Source organism: Pseudomonas sp. HT11 (assembly GCF_044875395.1).
Classification (GTDB): Bacteria; Pseudomonadota; Gammaproteobacteria; order Pseudomonadales; family Pseudomonadaceae; genus Aquipseudomonas.
This window is the reverse complement of the sequence record NZ_CP173217.1, coordinates 722,956-737,363: the sequence shown is the minus strand read 5'-3', so window position 1 is coordinate 737,363 and position 14,408 is coordinate 722,956. Positions and strand designations below refer to the sequence as shown.

Annotated in this window: 9 protein-coding genes; 2 read left to right on the top strand and 7 right to left on the bottom strand. The window is 62.9% G+C overall.

Going from position 1 to position 14,408, the window contains the following annotated elements; genetic code table 11:
- Positions 1–17 precede the first annotated feature (17 nt).
- From ABWL43_RS03155 to pbpC, 3 genes are all read right to left on the bottom strand, one after another.
- On the bottom strand, positions 18–767 hold the full coding sequence (locus tag ABWL43_RS03155) for a methyltransferase (protein ID WP_404486683.1): 750 nt from the start codon (positions 765–767) through the stop codon (positions 18–20).
- Positions 760–1,068 (bottom strand): MazG-like family protein, encoded by a 309-nt coding sequence (locus ABWL43_RS03150; RefSeq protein WP_119737788.1) that lies wholly within the window; start codon positions 1,066–1,068, stop codon positions 760–762. The genes ABWL43_RS03155 and ABWL43_RS03150 overlap by 8 nt, the downstream gene beginning before the upstream one ends.
- A 293-nt stretch (positions 1,069–1,361) precedes the next feature.
- Positions 1,362–3,674 (bottom strand): peptidoglycan glycosyltransferase PbpC, encoded by a 2,313-nt coding sequence (gene pbpC, locus ABWL43_RS03145; RefSeq protein ID WP_404488360.1) that lies wholly within the window; start codon positions 3,672–3,674, stop codon positions 1,362–1,364.
- A gap of 190 nt (positions 3,675–3,864) precedes the next feature.
- Here pbpC and ABWL43_RS03140 point away from each other — a divergent pair, with 190 nt between their 5' ends.
- Positions 3,865–4,155, top strand: a complete 291-nt coding sequence (locus tag ABWL43_RS03140; protein ID WP_145160315.1) for a hypothetical protein — start codon at positions 3,865–3,867, stop codon at positions 4,153–4,155.
- A gap of 139 nt (positions 4,156–4,294) precedes the next feature.
- Here the strand turns inward: ABWL43_RS03140 and ABWL43_RS03135 are convergent, their stop codons facing one another.
- Positions 4,295–9,196, bottom strand: a complete 4,902-nt coding sequence (locus ABWL43_RS03135) for an alpha-2-macroglobulin family protein (RefSeq protein WP_404486680.1) — start codon at positions 9,194–9,196, stop codon at positions 4,295–4,297.
- 237 nt (positions 9,197–9,433) lie between these two features.
- Between ABWL43_RS03135 and ABWL43_RS03130 the strand changes: the two genes are divergently transcribed.
- Entirely contained in the window at positions 9,434–10,771 is a 1,338-nt protein-coding gene (locus ABWL43_RS03130; protein ID WP_404486678.1) for an MATE family efflux transporter, read from the top strand.
- Here the strand turns inward: ABWL43_RS03130 and ABWL43_RS03125 are convergent.
- From ABWL43_RS03125 to ABWL43_RS03115, 3 genes are all read right to left on the bottom strand, one after another.
- Positions 10,716–11,609 (bottom strand): alpha/beta hydrolase, encoded by an 894-nt coding sequence (locus ABWL43_RS03125; RefSeq protein ID WP_404486676.1) that lies wholly within the window; start codon positions 11,607–11,609, stop codon positions 10,716–10,718. The two genes, ABWL43_RS03130 and ABWL43_RS03125, sit on opposite strands and share 56 nt — an antisense overlap.
- A gap of 154 nt (positions 11,610–11,763) precedes the next feature.
- Positions 11,764–13,677, bottom strand: a complete 1,914-nt coding sequence (speA, locus tag ABWL43_RS03120) for an arginine decarboxylase (RefSeq protein ID WP_145160307.1) — start codon at positions 13,675–13,677, stop codon at positions 11,764–11,766.
- 213 nt (positions 13,678–13,890) lie between these two features.
- Complete coding sequence (locus ABWL43_RS03115; RefSeq protein WP_005784408.1) at positions 13,891–14,262, bottom strand: translation initiation factor Sui1; 372 nt, start codon at positions 14,260–14,262, stop codon at positions 13,891–13,893.
- Positions 14,263–14,408 lie beyond the last annotated feature (146 nt).

Sequence of the window (14,408 nt, the reverse complement as noted above, 5' to 3'; positions counted from 1 at the left end):
TCCGCAGACTGGGCCGCTTAAACCGGACGGCAAATCCAGTGCAAATAACGCCCAAGTCCGGCAAAGCTTGGGTGACGACGGTGAGCGAGTTCCATCTCCAACAAATCCTGTAAATCGGCGCGGGCCTGGAATTCCACCGGCATATAGTCGTGGAACACCCGCACGCCACTTTGGCTTTCGACCTGCCAGAGCCCCTCGAGTTGCGCCGCCAACTCACGTGGGTCGAGCGGCTGTTGCGGGGTGAGGCTCTGTTTCTCGCCGGCCATGTCGTTCTTGCGCATTTTGCGAAAGTGACCTTTGAGCAGGTTGCGGTAAATCAGCGCATCGCGGTTATAGAACGCCAGCGACAGCCAGCCGCCCGGCACGGTGAGCTGGTGCAGCACCGGCAGGACCGCATGGGGTTCGGCCAGCCATTCCAGCACGGCGTGGCACAGCACCAGGTCGTAAGGTTGGGTGAGTTGGCCGAGCAGTTCCTGCCAGGGCGCGTGGATAAAGGTTGCGCTCTGGCCGGCGTCGGCAAAGCGTTGGCGAGCGCCTTCGAGCATCGGCTCGGCGGGCTCGGCCAAGGTCACTTGGTGGCCGCGCTCGGCCAGCCACAGCGACATATGCCCAAGGCCCGCGCCGATATCCAGCACACGCAATGGACGGTCCGGCAGGGCTTCGATCAGGTCGGCCTGGAGCACCGCCAGGCGAATCGCGCCTTTGGCGCCGCCGTAGATTTTCTCGGCAAAGCGCGTGGCCAGTTGGTCGAAATGACGATCACTCATGGGCAAACCGCCGTTCGCTGTCGGCCAGTTTGGCGCGCACCACCTCGTTCATGTCCAGGCCCAACTCGCTGCACAGCAACAGCAGGTACAACACGATATCGCCGACTTCCTGCCCGGCGTGGGCGAGTGTGTCGGCGGGTAGCTGGCGCGATTGGTCTTCGCTCAGCCATTGGAAGATTTCCACCAGCTCGGCCATTTCCACACTGGCGGCCATGGCCAGGTTTTTCGGGCTGTGGAACTGCTTCCAGTCGTTGTTATCGCGGATGCGGTGCAGGCGTTCGGTGAGGTGTTCGAGGTTCATGCGGGGGCTCCTGAAGGTGTATAGCTTCGGGGGGATCAGGGATGAAGGCAAGTGAATCCCGGCGGTGTGCTTGAGGGCGCCATCGCAGGCAAGCCAGCGCCTGCATTTGATAGGTGTTCGCGGGCATGTTGTGGCGAGCGGCTTGTTGTGGCGAGCGGGCTTGCCCCGCGTTGGGGCGCGAAGCGGCCCTGAAATCTGACAACGCGATACATTTCTGGGGCTGCTGCGCAGCCCAACGCGGGGCAAGCCCGCTCGCCACAATGGATTGGGGTGGGTTGGGTGGGTTGGGATGGCTAATCGACGACGCTGAATTCGAGGCGGGCGGTTTGGCCGGCTTCGTCGAGGACGCTGAGCTGGTAGCGGCCCAGTTGTTCGAAGCTGGCGTTGATGCTGTCCTGGTTGGCGCTGTCGCCCAGTGGCGCGCCGTTGAGGAACCACCAGCGCCGGCCACTGCCGCCCAGGGCAGAGATTTTCAAGTGCAGGGCCTGCTGGCTGGCGGCGGGCAGGCGCAGTTGGTCGCCTTCGCGTACGCCGACGATGGACAGCGGCGACGAGGCGGCCAGCGCTGGCGGTGGGCAGTCGGGGTCGGCAGCCGGGATGCGCGCCTCGCGGCGCTCCACCCTAGGCAGCCAAGGCTCCAGCGGTGCCGGCCACAAGGCGATATTTTTTGACACTGCCCCAGAGCAATGCGCGTCCACCCGCAAGCCTTTGGCATTGACCCACACGCTTTCCACCAATCCCATGCTCAACGGCTGGTCCAACGCCTGCAAGGTCGGCGGCGTGGTGTTGTCCAGCGTCCAGGCAAAGCGCTGGCGGCGGCAATTGGGGTCGCTGCGGCTCATGGGCTGGCCCAGCGGCCAACAGATCGCGGCCACGCCAACATTGGCAGGCACCGGCTTGGCGGGCGCGCTGATCCCGCGCTGGCTGTCGCGGTTGGTCAGCACGTCATGCACCTGCAACATCAACGGCGCCGCCGAGGCCAGCCCGAACTGCCCCGGTACGGGCGTGCCGTCAGGTCGGCCAATCCACACGCCGATCAAGTAGCGCGGCCCCACCCCCATCGCCCAGGCATCGCGAAAGCCATAGCTGGTGCCGGTTTTCCAGGCCAGCACCGGGCGCTGCACCAGCTCGGCACGCGGATCTCGGTCGGGCCGCGCCTGGCCGCTGAGGATGCGCCGCACAATCCAGGCGGCCCCTGGCGACAATAAAGGCCGTTCTTTAAGCGTATCGTCCGGCTGTAATCGGATAGCAGCACTCCTGCCGTCGCGGGCAAAGGCGCTGTAACCGCTGACCAAGTCTTCCAGACGGCTGCCCGCCCCGCCCAGAATCAGCGCCAGGTTCGGTTCGGCCAACGCCGGCAATGCCAGCGGCACGCCGCCGATGCGCATCTGCGCAGCAAACCGTTTCGGCCCATAGGCCTCCAGCAATTGCACCGCCGGCAAATTCAATGAACTGGACAGCGCCGTACTCGCCGGCACTGCACCGCTGAAACCCATGGAGAAGTTGCCTGGCCGGTAATCGCCATAGCGCCGGGGCACGTCCTGCAGCAGCGATTCGGAGTGGATCAACCCCTCGTCCATCGCCATGCCATACAGAAAGGGTTTCAAGGTGGAGCCGGGCGAGCGCAGCGCGCTGATCATGTCCACATGGCCAAAGCGCTTGGCGTCATTGATATCCACCGAACCGAGGTAGGCGCGCACGGCCATGGTTTCTTCTTCCACCACCAGAATGGCGGCGGAGGTGTGTTCCGGCAGCCGCGCGCGCCAACCCAGCAGCAGGTCTTCGAGGCGGCGTTGCAGCGTCGCGTCCAGGGTGGTGCGGATCAGCGGCGGGCTGTCCGGACGGTTGAGGCGGCGGGCCAGCAACGGCGCGAGGCTGGGTTCGAGCCGAGGGGCGAGCAACAGCGGCTCTTCGAGGGCTTCATCAACGGCCGATTGCGGCCATACCTGGAATTCGGCAAGGCGGCGCAGCACTTTGTCGCGGGCCTGCTGGGCGCGTTGCGGGTGGCGATCCGGGCGCAGACGGCTCGGCGCCTGAGGCAATACGGCGAGCAACGCGGCTTCGGCATGGGTCAGCTGCGCCGGGGACTTGCCCAAATACGCCCAACTGGCCGCCGCCACGCCCTGCAACGTACCGCCAAAGGGCGCGCGGTTCAGGTACAGATTGAGGATCTCGTCCTTGGACAAATGCCATTCCAACTGCGCGGTGCGCCACAGCTGACGCAGCTTGCCGTGGAAAGTGCGCGAATGCGGGTCGAGCAACCGCGCCACCTGCATCGACAAGGTGCTGCCGCCCGACACCACCCGCGCGCCGGTCAGGTTCTGCCACGTCGCCCGCACCAGCGCCAGCGGGTTCACGCCGGGGTGCTCGTAAAACCAGCGATCTTCGTAGGTGAGCAGCGCGTCCAGGTAATACGGCGACACCTCACGGGTCTGCACCGGATACCGCCACACGCCATTGGCATCGGCAAAGCGCCACAACGGCGTGCCATCCTCGGCCAGCACCACCCGCGCCAAATCATCCTTGGGCAGCGGCAACGGCCAAATACGATCCGCCAGCCACAAGAGGGCAATGACTGCCAACACACATCCAAATGCCCAGCCCAGTAAATGTGGGAGCGGGCTTGCTCGCGAAAGCGATTTGTCAGTCAACTCACTCACAACGGCCCCACCCCACCCACAACAAATCGCAAATTCAACCGCGCAAACCTCTATGCTTCACGGAACTAGCCGCGACCCTTCGCGACCAAAGGCCCAGTGCTGGCAATTTCGTCCACTTATTCATCGAGACACACCTATGCAAGCAGACTTTTTCGGATGGTTGGGTAACACGATTGGCCTGATCATCCACTACATCGTCGAATTCTTCAGTGGGCTGTTCAATATGCTCACCCATGCCGGTGGCGACTTCGTCAATGGCATGTCCCGCGCACTGGGCATGGACACCTCGATCATCAGCATCATCACCCTGATCATCGGCCTGCTCTTCCTGTATTCGGCCGTTCGCGCCTTCATGCGCGCCTCGATCATCCTGGGCGTCATCTGGCTAATGCTCGGCCTCTGGCTACTCAGCTGGGTTGTGCACTAAACCCCAAGCCCCCCCAATCCCCTGTGGGAGCTGGCTTGCCTGCGATAGCGATCTATCAGCCACCAAACGTGCCGGCTGACCCACCGCCATCGCAGGCAAGCCAGCCCCCACATTTAAACCCCATTCCTACCGCCAGGTATCAGCGCCCCTTGATCACCAAATCCGCCGGCGTCTCCCCCACCGCCTGCCAGTTCGGCCGATACATCGACTCCACCTGCGGCGGCGGCACGCGATAAGTCCCCGGCGTCACCGCCCGCGCCAGGTACAACAAGTGCGTGGTGGCGCCATAACCCTCCAGGTTCATCGCCGCCACATAGCGATCATCGCGGAACTCCTGGTGCTTGAGCGACGCGTTCTGCATCGACTCGCGCCACTCCTTCACCTGGCTGCTGGCGTTTTCCAGGCTGGCTGCACTTTGTGCCAGGTTCTGGTTTTCCAGCTCCAGCCCAGCCGGCAACAGGTCAACCACCAACGCGTCCGGCACCCGCTGCTTGGCGCTGACCGCCACATGCACCAGCACCAGGTCGCCACTGTTGACGTTATGCAGGTTCAACGGCTGGCCATTCATGCCCAGGTATTCGCGGCGGATACTCAGGTTGTCGCCGCCCGGTGCCGGTGGCACTTGGGGGTAACCGGAGATCGTCAGTTGCTGGTAAACCGGCGCCTCGCCCTGATTGCTCAGGGTCAGGTCGCTGGACAGCTGCTTGCCATCCAGCGCCAGCGTCGATTGTTGGTTGTTCAACGTTTGCACACCGCCACTGCCGGTCAGCGACACCTGCCAGTTCGACTCCGGCTGTGAGAACCCGAGGCGCCCGGCCAGGAACAGTGCATTACGTTCCTGGGTCGAGAGATAAGGGCTGGCGGCCAACTGGTCCGAGAGCGTAAACAAACGCTCCTCGCGTTTGCCCTTGGCCAAGTCGTTTTCTTCAAGCAAAGCCAGGATCATCGCCTGGTCACGCAGCGGGCTGCCGTAGTCGGCCAGCCACTCGTTGGCATCGCGTTGCGCCGCCAGGCCGGCAAGCAAGGCTTGATCGGCACGTGGCTGGTCGCCCATTTTTTGCAGGGCAATGGACAACTGCACCAACGGCAACCCGGAGCGCGCCTCGCTGCGGCGCTCGAAGATACTGCGCAACGCGCCCAACGGCGCTTGCTGACTGCGTGCCAGCACCATGCCGGCGTAGGCCTGCACGGCAAAGCGGGTGTGGTCGGCGTTGTCGCTGTAATCCACTTCGATCAGGTTGCGTTCCTGCACATAACGCAGCAGGCGCTCGCTGGCTTTCTTCAGCGCTTCAGGCGGCACGGCAAAGCCCTGGTCGCGGGCGCGCAGCAGGAAGTCGGTGACATAAGCAGTCAGCCAATATTCCTCTTCGCCGTCGGCGCCCCACAAACCAAAGCTGCCGTTGTAGCGCTGCATGCCCAGCAGGCGCTCGATGCCGAGCTCGATCTTGCGTTTGCGTTCACTGTCCGACTCGCCCGTGACGCCCAGGCGCTTGAGCAGGGCAGCGTCGGCATACAGCGACGGATACAGGCCGCTGGCCGTCTGCTCCAGGCAGCCATAGGGGTACGCCTTGAGCGCACTGATCTGCGCGCCGAGGTTCAACGGCGGCCGGCTCGACAGGCTCAGCAGCGCATCACGCCCCGAGGCATCGAACTGATCCAGACTGCCGACCGGCAAGCTCCACGGCTGATCCTTGAGCACTGCGCGGTAATGCTTGAGCAGCGCCGGGTAGGCCGGGCGCACGCCCAGGGTCCACTCGCGGCTGAACGGCGGCAGGTTTTCCCCCGGCAGGTCCAGGCCATTTACCGTGACCTTGACTTTGCCCCGCCCTAACCCGCCCCAGGCTTTGACCGGGATGCGCAAGGTGGTGCGCTGGCCTTGCTTGAGTTCAACAGACTGCGCGCCGCTGTTGACCAACTCCAGCTGGCCTTCGGTGCTCAATTGCACATCGAGTTTCTGCGCGTTGCCCGACAGGTTGGACAGGTCCAGCGCTAACGTCGTCTGGTCACCACCGGCGAGAAAGCGCGGCGCCGACAGCTCGGCAATCAGCGGCGCGGCAATCACCGTCTTGCCTTCGGCCATGCCATACCGATCATCGCTCCAGGCTTGGGCCATCAGGCGCAATTCGCCATTGAAGTCGGGGATATTGACGCTGACTTCGCCCTCGCCCTGTTCATTCAAGGTCACGGGCGCGCTCTGCAACGCCACAATGGTCACGCTGGTGTCCGGGCGTTTGCCGCCCTTGGCCAGCGCCGCATCACCACCGAACGCCAGGCTGGCCAAACGACCCTGGCCGGCCTCGATCAACTGGCCGTAAATGTCGAACTGGTCCACGCCATAGGCCTTGCGACCAAACAGGCTGGAGTACGGGTCCGGTGTCGGGTATTCGGTGATATTGAGGATGCCCACGTCCACGGCCGCCAGCAGCACATGCACCTGTTTGGGCACGCTGCCGTCGGCGTTCTTGGCGGCGATCTTCACCGTCAGCGGTTGTTTGGGGCGCATTTTTTCCGGCGCGGTAAGGGTCAGGCCGAGTTTGCGCTGGGTGCGATCCAATGGCAGGTGCAACAAGCCCACGGCCCGTTTAGGCGTGATATTGGCTTTGCGCTCACCCGGACGAATCACCAGCGCGCTGACGTACAGGTCATGGCGCGACCATTTCGGGTCAAGCTTCACGGCAAAGCTTTTGCCTTCGGCCGGCACATCGATTTCCTGCCACCACAGCGGCCCTTCACTGGATTCCACCAGCAGGTAGCCTTTACCGGCCGCCGGTGGCGTGACGGTGACATTGGCGGTATCGCCATCGCCATACGCCGGTTTATCCAGCGCCAATTTGACTTGGTCCGGGCGCACGGCGCCGCCTTCGGTGTTGTCCTGGGCCTGGTAGCCGGCCCAGAAACGCAGGCTGCTGACCAGCCCGGTTTGCGGGTCTTCGACCTCGACACGGTACGGGCCCCACTCGACCTGGAAGCTGACCTTGGCGGTGTCGCCCGCCTTGATGTTCAGGGTCTGTTCGTCGAGGTTGAGGAATTTCTCGTTGAAGTGGTAACTCCAGCCGTCGCTTTCCGAGTAGTTCCAGTAGTAGTCGCGGCGCTCACGCACCAGGCGCACCTTGAGGTTTTGCGCGGCGAGTTTCTGCCCGTCCTGATTGGCCAGCAGCACTTCGAATTCTGCTGGGCCATCGCCGTCGGTTTCCTTGCCGTCGAACAAGCCACGCAAGCCCGGCAGTTGCTCGGCCGGCCAGATCGGCTGCACCAGGCGCCGAGTGATCGGGCGCCCACCCGACTCTTGCAGGCTGGCCTGCACGATCAATTGCAGGGGTGATTTGGCCTCGGCCCATTTGCTTTCCAGCGTCAGGTCTTCCTGACCCTTGGCGTCGAGCACGCTTTCGTCCAGCTCGAAATCCTGACTCAGTTCTTCTTCGGTGACCGAGCCGAACTGGTAGCCCGGCAGCGATTTGACCGCCTCGCGCAACGGGCGCACATACACTTGCCCGCTGACGCGGTTGCCCGATGCCGGTGCGCCGTAGAGGTAGCGACCATTGACGTGAATCACCGGGTTATCCGCCGGGCTCAAGGCTGTGTCACTGCCCTTGAGTTCCAGCGCCAGGCGCTCGGGCAAGAAGTCTTCGACAAGAAACTCATACAGCTGCGGCTTGCCGTCGCCGAGGTCGAACACCAGTTGCCAGCGCCCGGTCGGCGCTTCACCGGCCAATTGCAGCTGGTACTGATAGAGGCCCGACGCATCGGCATCCCACACGAACTTGCGGCTGACCTGCTCATCCGGCCGGCGCACCTCCACGCTCACCGGTTGCGGCTTGACGGCATTGCCATCCTTGTCGCGCAACAAGGCGTTGAGCAGCACGGTTTCACCGGGGCGATACAGGTCACGTGGGCCGAACACAAAAAACTGCAGCGGGTGCGCCGGCTGGCCGCCGATATCGAACTCGGCCAGGTCCAGCGCGGCGCTGTCCAGGCGCAGCAGGCTGGTTTGTTCGCCAAGCTTGGCCAGCAACACCTGGGCTTTTTTCGGCAACGGCAACTCGGCATGGCCACCCTTTTCGGTCTTGCCCTGGCCCAGCACACGGCCTTCGGCATCCAGCACTTCGAGGTCCACGCCCTCCAGCGCTTTGCCGCCTTCGAGCGCTTGGGTAAACACATCCAGGCGATTGGCATAGCGGTGCACCGACAGGCCGATATCACTCAAGGTGAACAGCGTGGCCGGTTGCGAATAGTTGTAGGTGCCCGAGGCGCGCATCACCGCCAGGTACACGCCTGGCTGCTGCAATTGCTTGAGGCCGGCGATCGGCAGCAACAGGGTTTCGCGCGTATTGCGCGCCGGGTTCAGGTCGAAGCGGCCGCCGTAGACCAGGTCGGCCATGGGCAGCAGTTCGCGCGATTCATAACTCTGCAGGCTGGTGTTACGCCCCCACTGCGCGAGGAACGAGGGCAGGGATTCGGGTTTGATGCGGAAGAATTCGACGTCGATCTTGTCGACATTCAGCGCGATCACCGGCAGGCCTTCAGCCAGACGGGTCGGCAGCAAGGTGCCGCGGCTGGCAAAGCCGACAGTGGCTTGCAGGTCACGGGTTTCCAGGCGTGCGGTGTACTCGGCAGCGAGCTTGTTGTCGTTGACCGCCTTCACGCCAGCGTCAACCGTCAGCACCAGTTTGCGCTGCGGCTCGAGGTGGCGCAGGCGCAGTTCCATCAGGTTATCGGACAGCTCCCAGGCGCCATCGACCTTGCCGGACTTGCTGTCCACCAAGTGGACTTTGTCGGCGAATTTCTGCTCGGGGTCCAACGGGATGGAAAAGCTCACCGACAGCGTGCTGGCCCCGTCCAACTGGACTTCGGACACGTCCACCACGCTCAACTCACGGCCGGCATAACGCTGTTTCAGCGCTGCCACATCCACCGCCGCTTTCGCCGGTTTGGGTGCAACCGTCGCCGCCGCAGGAGCGGTCGGGGCAGCCGGTTTATCGGAGGAATCGCAGGCGCTCAGCAGGGCCAGCGCGCAGGCCAGGAACAGTCCTTTGTTAAGCATGGGGCACTCGTCGTGAGAGGGGTCCGAGGGGTGAACTATATATCAGCCTGCGAGGGGCCGATGAGGTGCTGGTCACATTGACCGACGGAGGGTGCTTTGGTTCTTGATCCTCGCTTATCCCAGCCAAATCCCACAGCTACTGGAGATCAAAATGTGGGAGCTGGCTTGCCTGCTCCCACATTGGTTCTACGGTGCGGCTGGGGCCCAGTTACAATACCGCCCCCCAAAGGAGCCTCCATGACTTCCCTGCTCACCGACTGGCGCCACCGCCCCACCCACCGTCGCGTCTGGGCGCTGGCCGCGCCGATGATCCTGTCAAATATTTCGGTGCCGCTGGTGGCCCTGGTCGACAGCATGGTCATCGGCCACCTGCCCCACGCCCACCAGTTAGGCGCCGTGGCCGTCGGTGCCAGCCTGTACACCTTCCTCGCCTGGGCCATGGGTTTTCTGCGCATGGGCTCCACCGGGTTCGCCGCCCAAGCCGCCGGGCGCAATGACGGCGCGGCGCTGCGGCAAATCCTGCTGCAAGGCTTGCTGCTGGCACTGGGGTTGGCGATGTTGCTGAGCACCGTCGGCGTTCCGCTGAGCCACCTGGCGTTGGAGTGGATGCAACCCTCTCCCGAGCTCAATCAGCTGACCCGCGAGTTTTTCCACACGCGCCTGTTCGGCCTGCCTGCCGCCCTGGCCAGCTACGCCTTGGTCGGCTGGTTCCTGGGCACGCAAAACGCCCGCGCGCCGCTGGCGATTCTGTTGACCACCAACCTGGTCAACATCGCCTTGAACCTGTGGTTCGTCCTTGGCCTGGAGTGGGGCGTGGTCGGCTCCGCACGTGCGTCGGTCATCGCCGAATGGACCGGCGCCCTGCTCGGCCTGGCCCTGACGCAAAACGCCCTGCGCGCCTACCCCGGGCATATCGCCTGGGCCGCGCTCAAAGCCTGGCAAAGCTGGCGCCCGTTGCTGGCGGTGAACCGCGACATTTTCATCCGCAGCCTCGCCCTGCAATCGGTGTTTTTCATGATCACGGTGCAAGGCGCACGATTGGGCGACGCCACCGTGGCAGCCAACGCGCTGCTGCTCAACGGCCTGCTGCTGACGGCGCATGCCCTGGACGGCCTGGCCCACGCGATCGAAGCCCTGTGCGGGCATGCCATCGGCGCCCATGATCGTCAGGCACTGCGCCGTTCGCTGGTGGTTGCCTGCGGCTGGTCACTGATCGCCAGTGTCGGGTTCGCGCTGCTGTTCACCTTTGCCGGCCATCTGTTTATCGCCATGCAAACCGACATCCCCAGCGTGCGCGAAACCGCCGACATCTACTTGCCGTATCTGGCGGTGCTGCCGTTGATTGCGGTGTGGAGCTACTTGCTGGACGGCCTGTTTATCGGCGCCACCCGCGCGCGGGAAATGCGCAACGGCATGCTGCTCACCGTGGCGATGCTGCTGCCCTTCGCCTGGGCACTGCAGCCGTACGGCAACCACGGCCTGTGGCTTACCTTCCTGCTGTTCATGGCCCTGCGCAGCCTTACTTTGTGGGCGATTGCCTGGCGCTTGAATCGGCAGAATCAGTGGCTTGGATAAAGGCCGTGACGCGGTCCAGTACCGGCGCCAGCCAGCGTAGGGGCCGAGCGATAGACGCCACCAGTGTCGCGTGGCTGGTCTTGGTGAAGTAAAACGCTTCAACCGGTACATCCGCTGCGCGCAGTTTTTTCGCCAACCCACCGGTATTGCGCGTGGGGTTGACCAGCGTGTCGCTCACCGACGCGATCAACAGACTCGGCGGCGCAGCGTGGCTGACATGGTTGATCGGCTGGGAATCCGGCGGCGAGTCAGGAAAGAAAAACACCGGCTTCACGTCAGGGTTTTCAATCGGCAGGAAGTCGTACGGCCCCGCCAGGCCGATCCAGCCCTTTAGCATTGTGGGCGACAGGTTCACTTCTTTAAGCCAGCGCGGATCCAGCGCCAGCATCGACGCGTTGTAGGCGCCGGAGCTGTGCCCCATCAGGTACAGCTGCTTGGGATCAGCGCCGTAGTCGGCGATGTGTTGATAAGTCCAGGCGACGGCCTGGGCGTTGTCCTGCAGAAACGAGGGGTAGCGCACTTGCGGGTAGAGCCGGTAGTCGGCGATCACCACCACGATGCCGCGGGAAGCCAGGGCTTCGCCCACAAAACCGTAGTCATCCTTGGCGCCGCTGTTCCAGCTGCCGCCATAGAAAAACACCACGACCGGGGTATTGGGCAATGCCTTGATCGGACGGTAGACATCGAGTGTTTGGCGCGGGTCATCGCCGTAGGCAATGGAGGAGGTTTTGGTGAACGTGTCGGAAGGCGTGAGTGCGTTGAGCACTTTGATGGGCGAGCAGGCCGCCAGAAAGGCGGCGAATGCCAGGGTGAAGGCTTGCAGCCATTTGCTCCACATCGTTCAGACCCCACACGGAAGGCACTGCCAAATGAAGATCCAAATGTGGGAGCGAGCTTGCTCGCGAAAGCGGTGGGTCAGTTAACACATGTGTGACTGATGTACCGCCTTCGCGAGCAAGCCCGCTCCCACATTAGATTGCTATCAGCTTAGATCACGACGACAGGTACGAAGAACGCGTCAAACCAAGACGCAACGCGTCGAGGAATTGCGTACGCTCCGACGCACTGATCTTCGCGCTCGCGCACTTGTCACGGTAGTGCGTCATCAACTCCTCCGGCGACAAGTGCACATAGCGCAGCATGTCTTCGATGGTGTCGTGGGTCTCGATCCCGGCGCTGTACACCGAACCGTCCTCACGCTGGTAGATGTTCACCGAGTCGGTGTCGCCGAACAGGTTGTGCATGTCGCCCAGGATTTCCTGGTAAGCGCCCACCAGGAAAATGCCCAGCAAGTAGTCTTCACCTTCGTTCAAGGCGTGCACCGGCAGGCTGGTTTCGATGCTCTGCTCGTCGACGTATTGCTTGATCTTGCCGTCGGAGTCGCAGGTCAGGTCTTGCAGCACGGCGCGGCGCAGCGGCTCTTCGTCGAGACGGTGCAGCGGCAGAATCGGCAGGACCTGGCCGATCGCCCAGGTGTCCGGCAGGCTCTGGAATACCGAGAAGTTGCAGATGTACTTGTCGGCCAGCTTGTCGTTGAGTTCGTCGAGCACTTGGCGGTGCGAACGCTGACGGGCTTTCAAGGAGTTGTGCAGGCGACGGCACACGGCGAAGTAGCACTGTTCGGCCAGGGCTTTTTCGGCCAGGGTCAGTTTGCCGTCGGCGTACTGGGTGGCCACGTCGCTCATGTAGTGCGTGGCGCGCCAGTAAGTTTCGGTGACCATCTCAATGTCGGTCGGGCCCAGCAGGTCCACCAGCCACTGCACGGTTTCCGGCAGGTTTTCCTTGTTCTCGATCAGCGGGATTTCGTCGTTGTGTTTCTCAACGTCAGTGACCTGCACCACCAGCATGGCGTGGTGCGCGGTCAGGGAACGGCCGCTTTCGGAGAAGATATGCGGGTGCGGCAGGCTCTGCGCGTCGCAGAATTCCTTGAGCATGCCCACGACCACGCCGGCGTAGTCGTCCATGTCGTAGTTGATCGAGCTGGCGTTACGCGAGTGGGTACCGTCGTAGTCCACGCCCAGGCCGCCGCCGACGTCGATGTGGTCCACCGGCAAGCCGAGGTTGCGCAGTTCGCCGTAGTAACGAATGGCTTCCTTGAACCCGTGCTGGTAGTCGGCCAGGTTGGCGATCTGCGAACCCATGTGAAAGTGCAGCAGGCGGATGCCCTGATCCAGGCCGGCAGCGCGGAAGCGCTCGACCACCGACAGCAGTTGCGCCGCCGACAAACCGAACTTGGACTTTTCGCCACCGGTGTCTGCCCATTTGCTCGACGCCAGGGACGACAACCGCACGCGCAGGCCAACCTGTGGCTTGACCTTGAGGTTGGCCGCCTCTTCGATCACCAGCGCCACTTCGGATTCTTTCTCGATCACGATGAACACGTTGTGGCCCAGCTTCTGGCCCATCAGCGCGAGGCGGATGAACTCACGGTCTTTGTAACCGTTGCAGACGATGGTGCCGCCTTTCGGTGCCAGGGCCAGCACGGCCAGCAGCTCAGGCTTGGAGCCGGCTTCCAGGCCGATGGAAACATTCTGGGTGGCGATGATGTTCTCGATCACCGCTTCCTGCTGGTTCACCTTGATCGGGTACAGCGCGGTGTACTTGCTCTGGTATTCCAGGCGCTCGATGTTCGCGTCGAACGCTCCGGTCAGCTGGCGCACGCGGTCTTGCAGGATGTCGGGGAAGCGCACCAGCAGCGGCAAGGACAGGCCGCTTTTGCGCAGCTCGTCAACTTGTTCGTACAGATCGACAGGCGTGCTGTTCGGGCCGTTCGGACGGACTTCAACGCGACCGGCTTCATTGATCGCGAAATACCCGGCCCCCCAATGGCGAATCCCGTAAACACTGCGGCTGTCCGCAACTGTCCATTGGCTGCCATCGTCTTTGCGTGTGCGTCGTACGGACATCGAAGTCCCCTATATAAAGTCGAAGATCACCACACCCTTCTTGTAAGGCTGGCGAAGTCTAAAGAATGAAAATGACGATTTGCCTGTAAGGAAGGTAGACCCCACTCGCAGGACAGAGTTTAGACACCGGTCAGGAACAGGCTCTGTGAAAACCATGGAGACGACAGTTCGCGTTCAGCAAACCGGCGATCGGGGTGGGTTTCACAGAGGCTGCTAGCCGCCGGACTTCTTCGCCTTGTAACCCAGCTTGATCAGCTCGGCCAACAGCAACTCGACGTGATCGCCCTGGATTTCGATAACGCCGTCTTTCAACGCGCCACCGGTGCCACAGCGCTTTTTCAGCGTGGTAGCCAGTTCCTTCAGGGCATCTTCGGCCAGCGGCACGCCGGTGATGGTGGTCACCGTCTTGCCGCCACGGCCTTTGCTCTCGCGTCGCACGCGCGCAATACCGTCGCCTTCAGGGATCAGGGTCTGTTTGCAGGTGCACGAATCCACGGGCTGACGACAGTCCGGGCAGTGTCGACCTGCGTCGGTGGAAAATACCAGGCCACCAAGGGCGGCGAAGGATGCGGCTTTTTTGGCCACCGGCAATCCTCTTGGGAGGACAAAGACTGATCGGCGCTCCCCAGGAGCATTACCGACCGCGAAGCCCCACTCAGGCAGGGGCAGCGCTACCGAACCTTAAAGGTGGTTCGGGTGAAAAGTCGCGCAGTGTAACGGCAAAAAGCCGA

What these genes read in the sequence shown, in the direction of transcription:
- ABWL43_RS03155 (WP_404486683.1), bottom strand. Translation starts at nt 767, where the DNA reads ATGAGTGATCGTCATTTCGACCAACTGGCCACGCGCTTTGCCGAGAAA.
- ABWL43_RS03150 (WP_119737788.1), bottom strand. Translation starts at nt 1,068, where the DNA reads ATGAACCTCGAACACCTCACCGAACGCCTGCACCGCATCCGCGATAAC.
- ABWL43_RS03140 (WP_145160315.1), top strand. Translation starts at nt 3,865, where the DNA reads ATGCAAGCAGACTTTTTCGGATGGTTGGGTAACACGATTGGCCTGATC.
- ABWL43_RS03135 (WP_404486680.1), bottom strand. Translation starts at nt 9,196, where the DNA reads ATGCTTAACAAAGGACTGTTCCTGGCCTGCGCGCTGGCCCTGCTGAGC.
- ABWL43_RS03130 (WP_404486678.1), top strand. Translation starts at nt 9,434, where the DNA reads ATGACTTCCCTGCTCACCGACTGGCGCCACCGCCCCACCCACCGTCGC.
- ABWL43_RS03125 (WP_404486676.1), bottom strand. Translation starts at nt 11,609, where the DNA reads ATGTGGAGCAAATGGCTGCAAGCCTTCACCCTGGCATTCGCCGCCTTT.
- speA (WP_145160307.1), bottom strand. Translation starts at nt 13,677, where the DNA reads ATGTCCGTACGACGCACACGCAAAGACGATGGCAGCCAATGGACAGTT.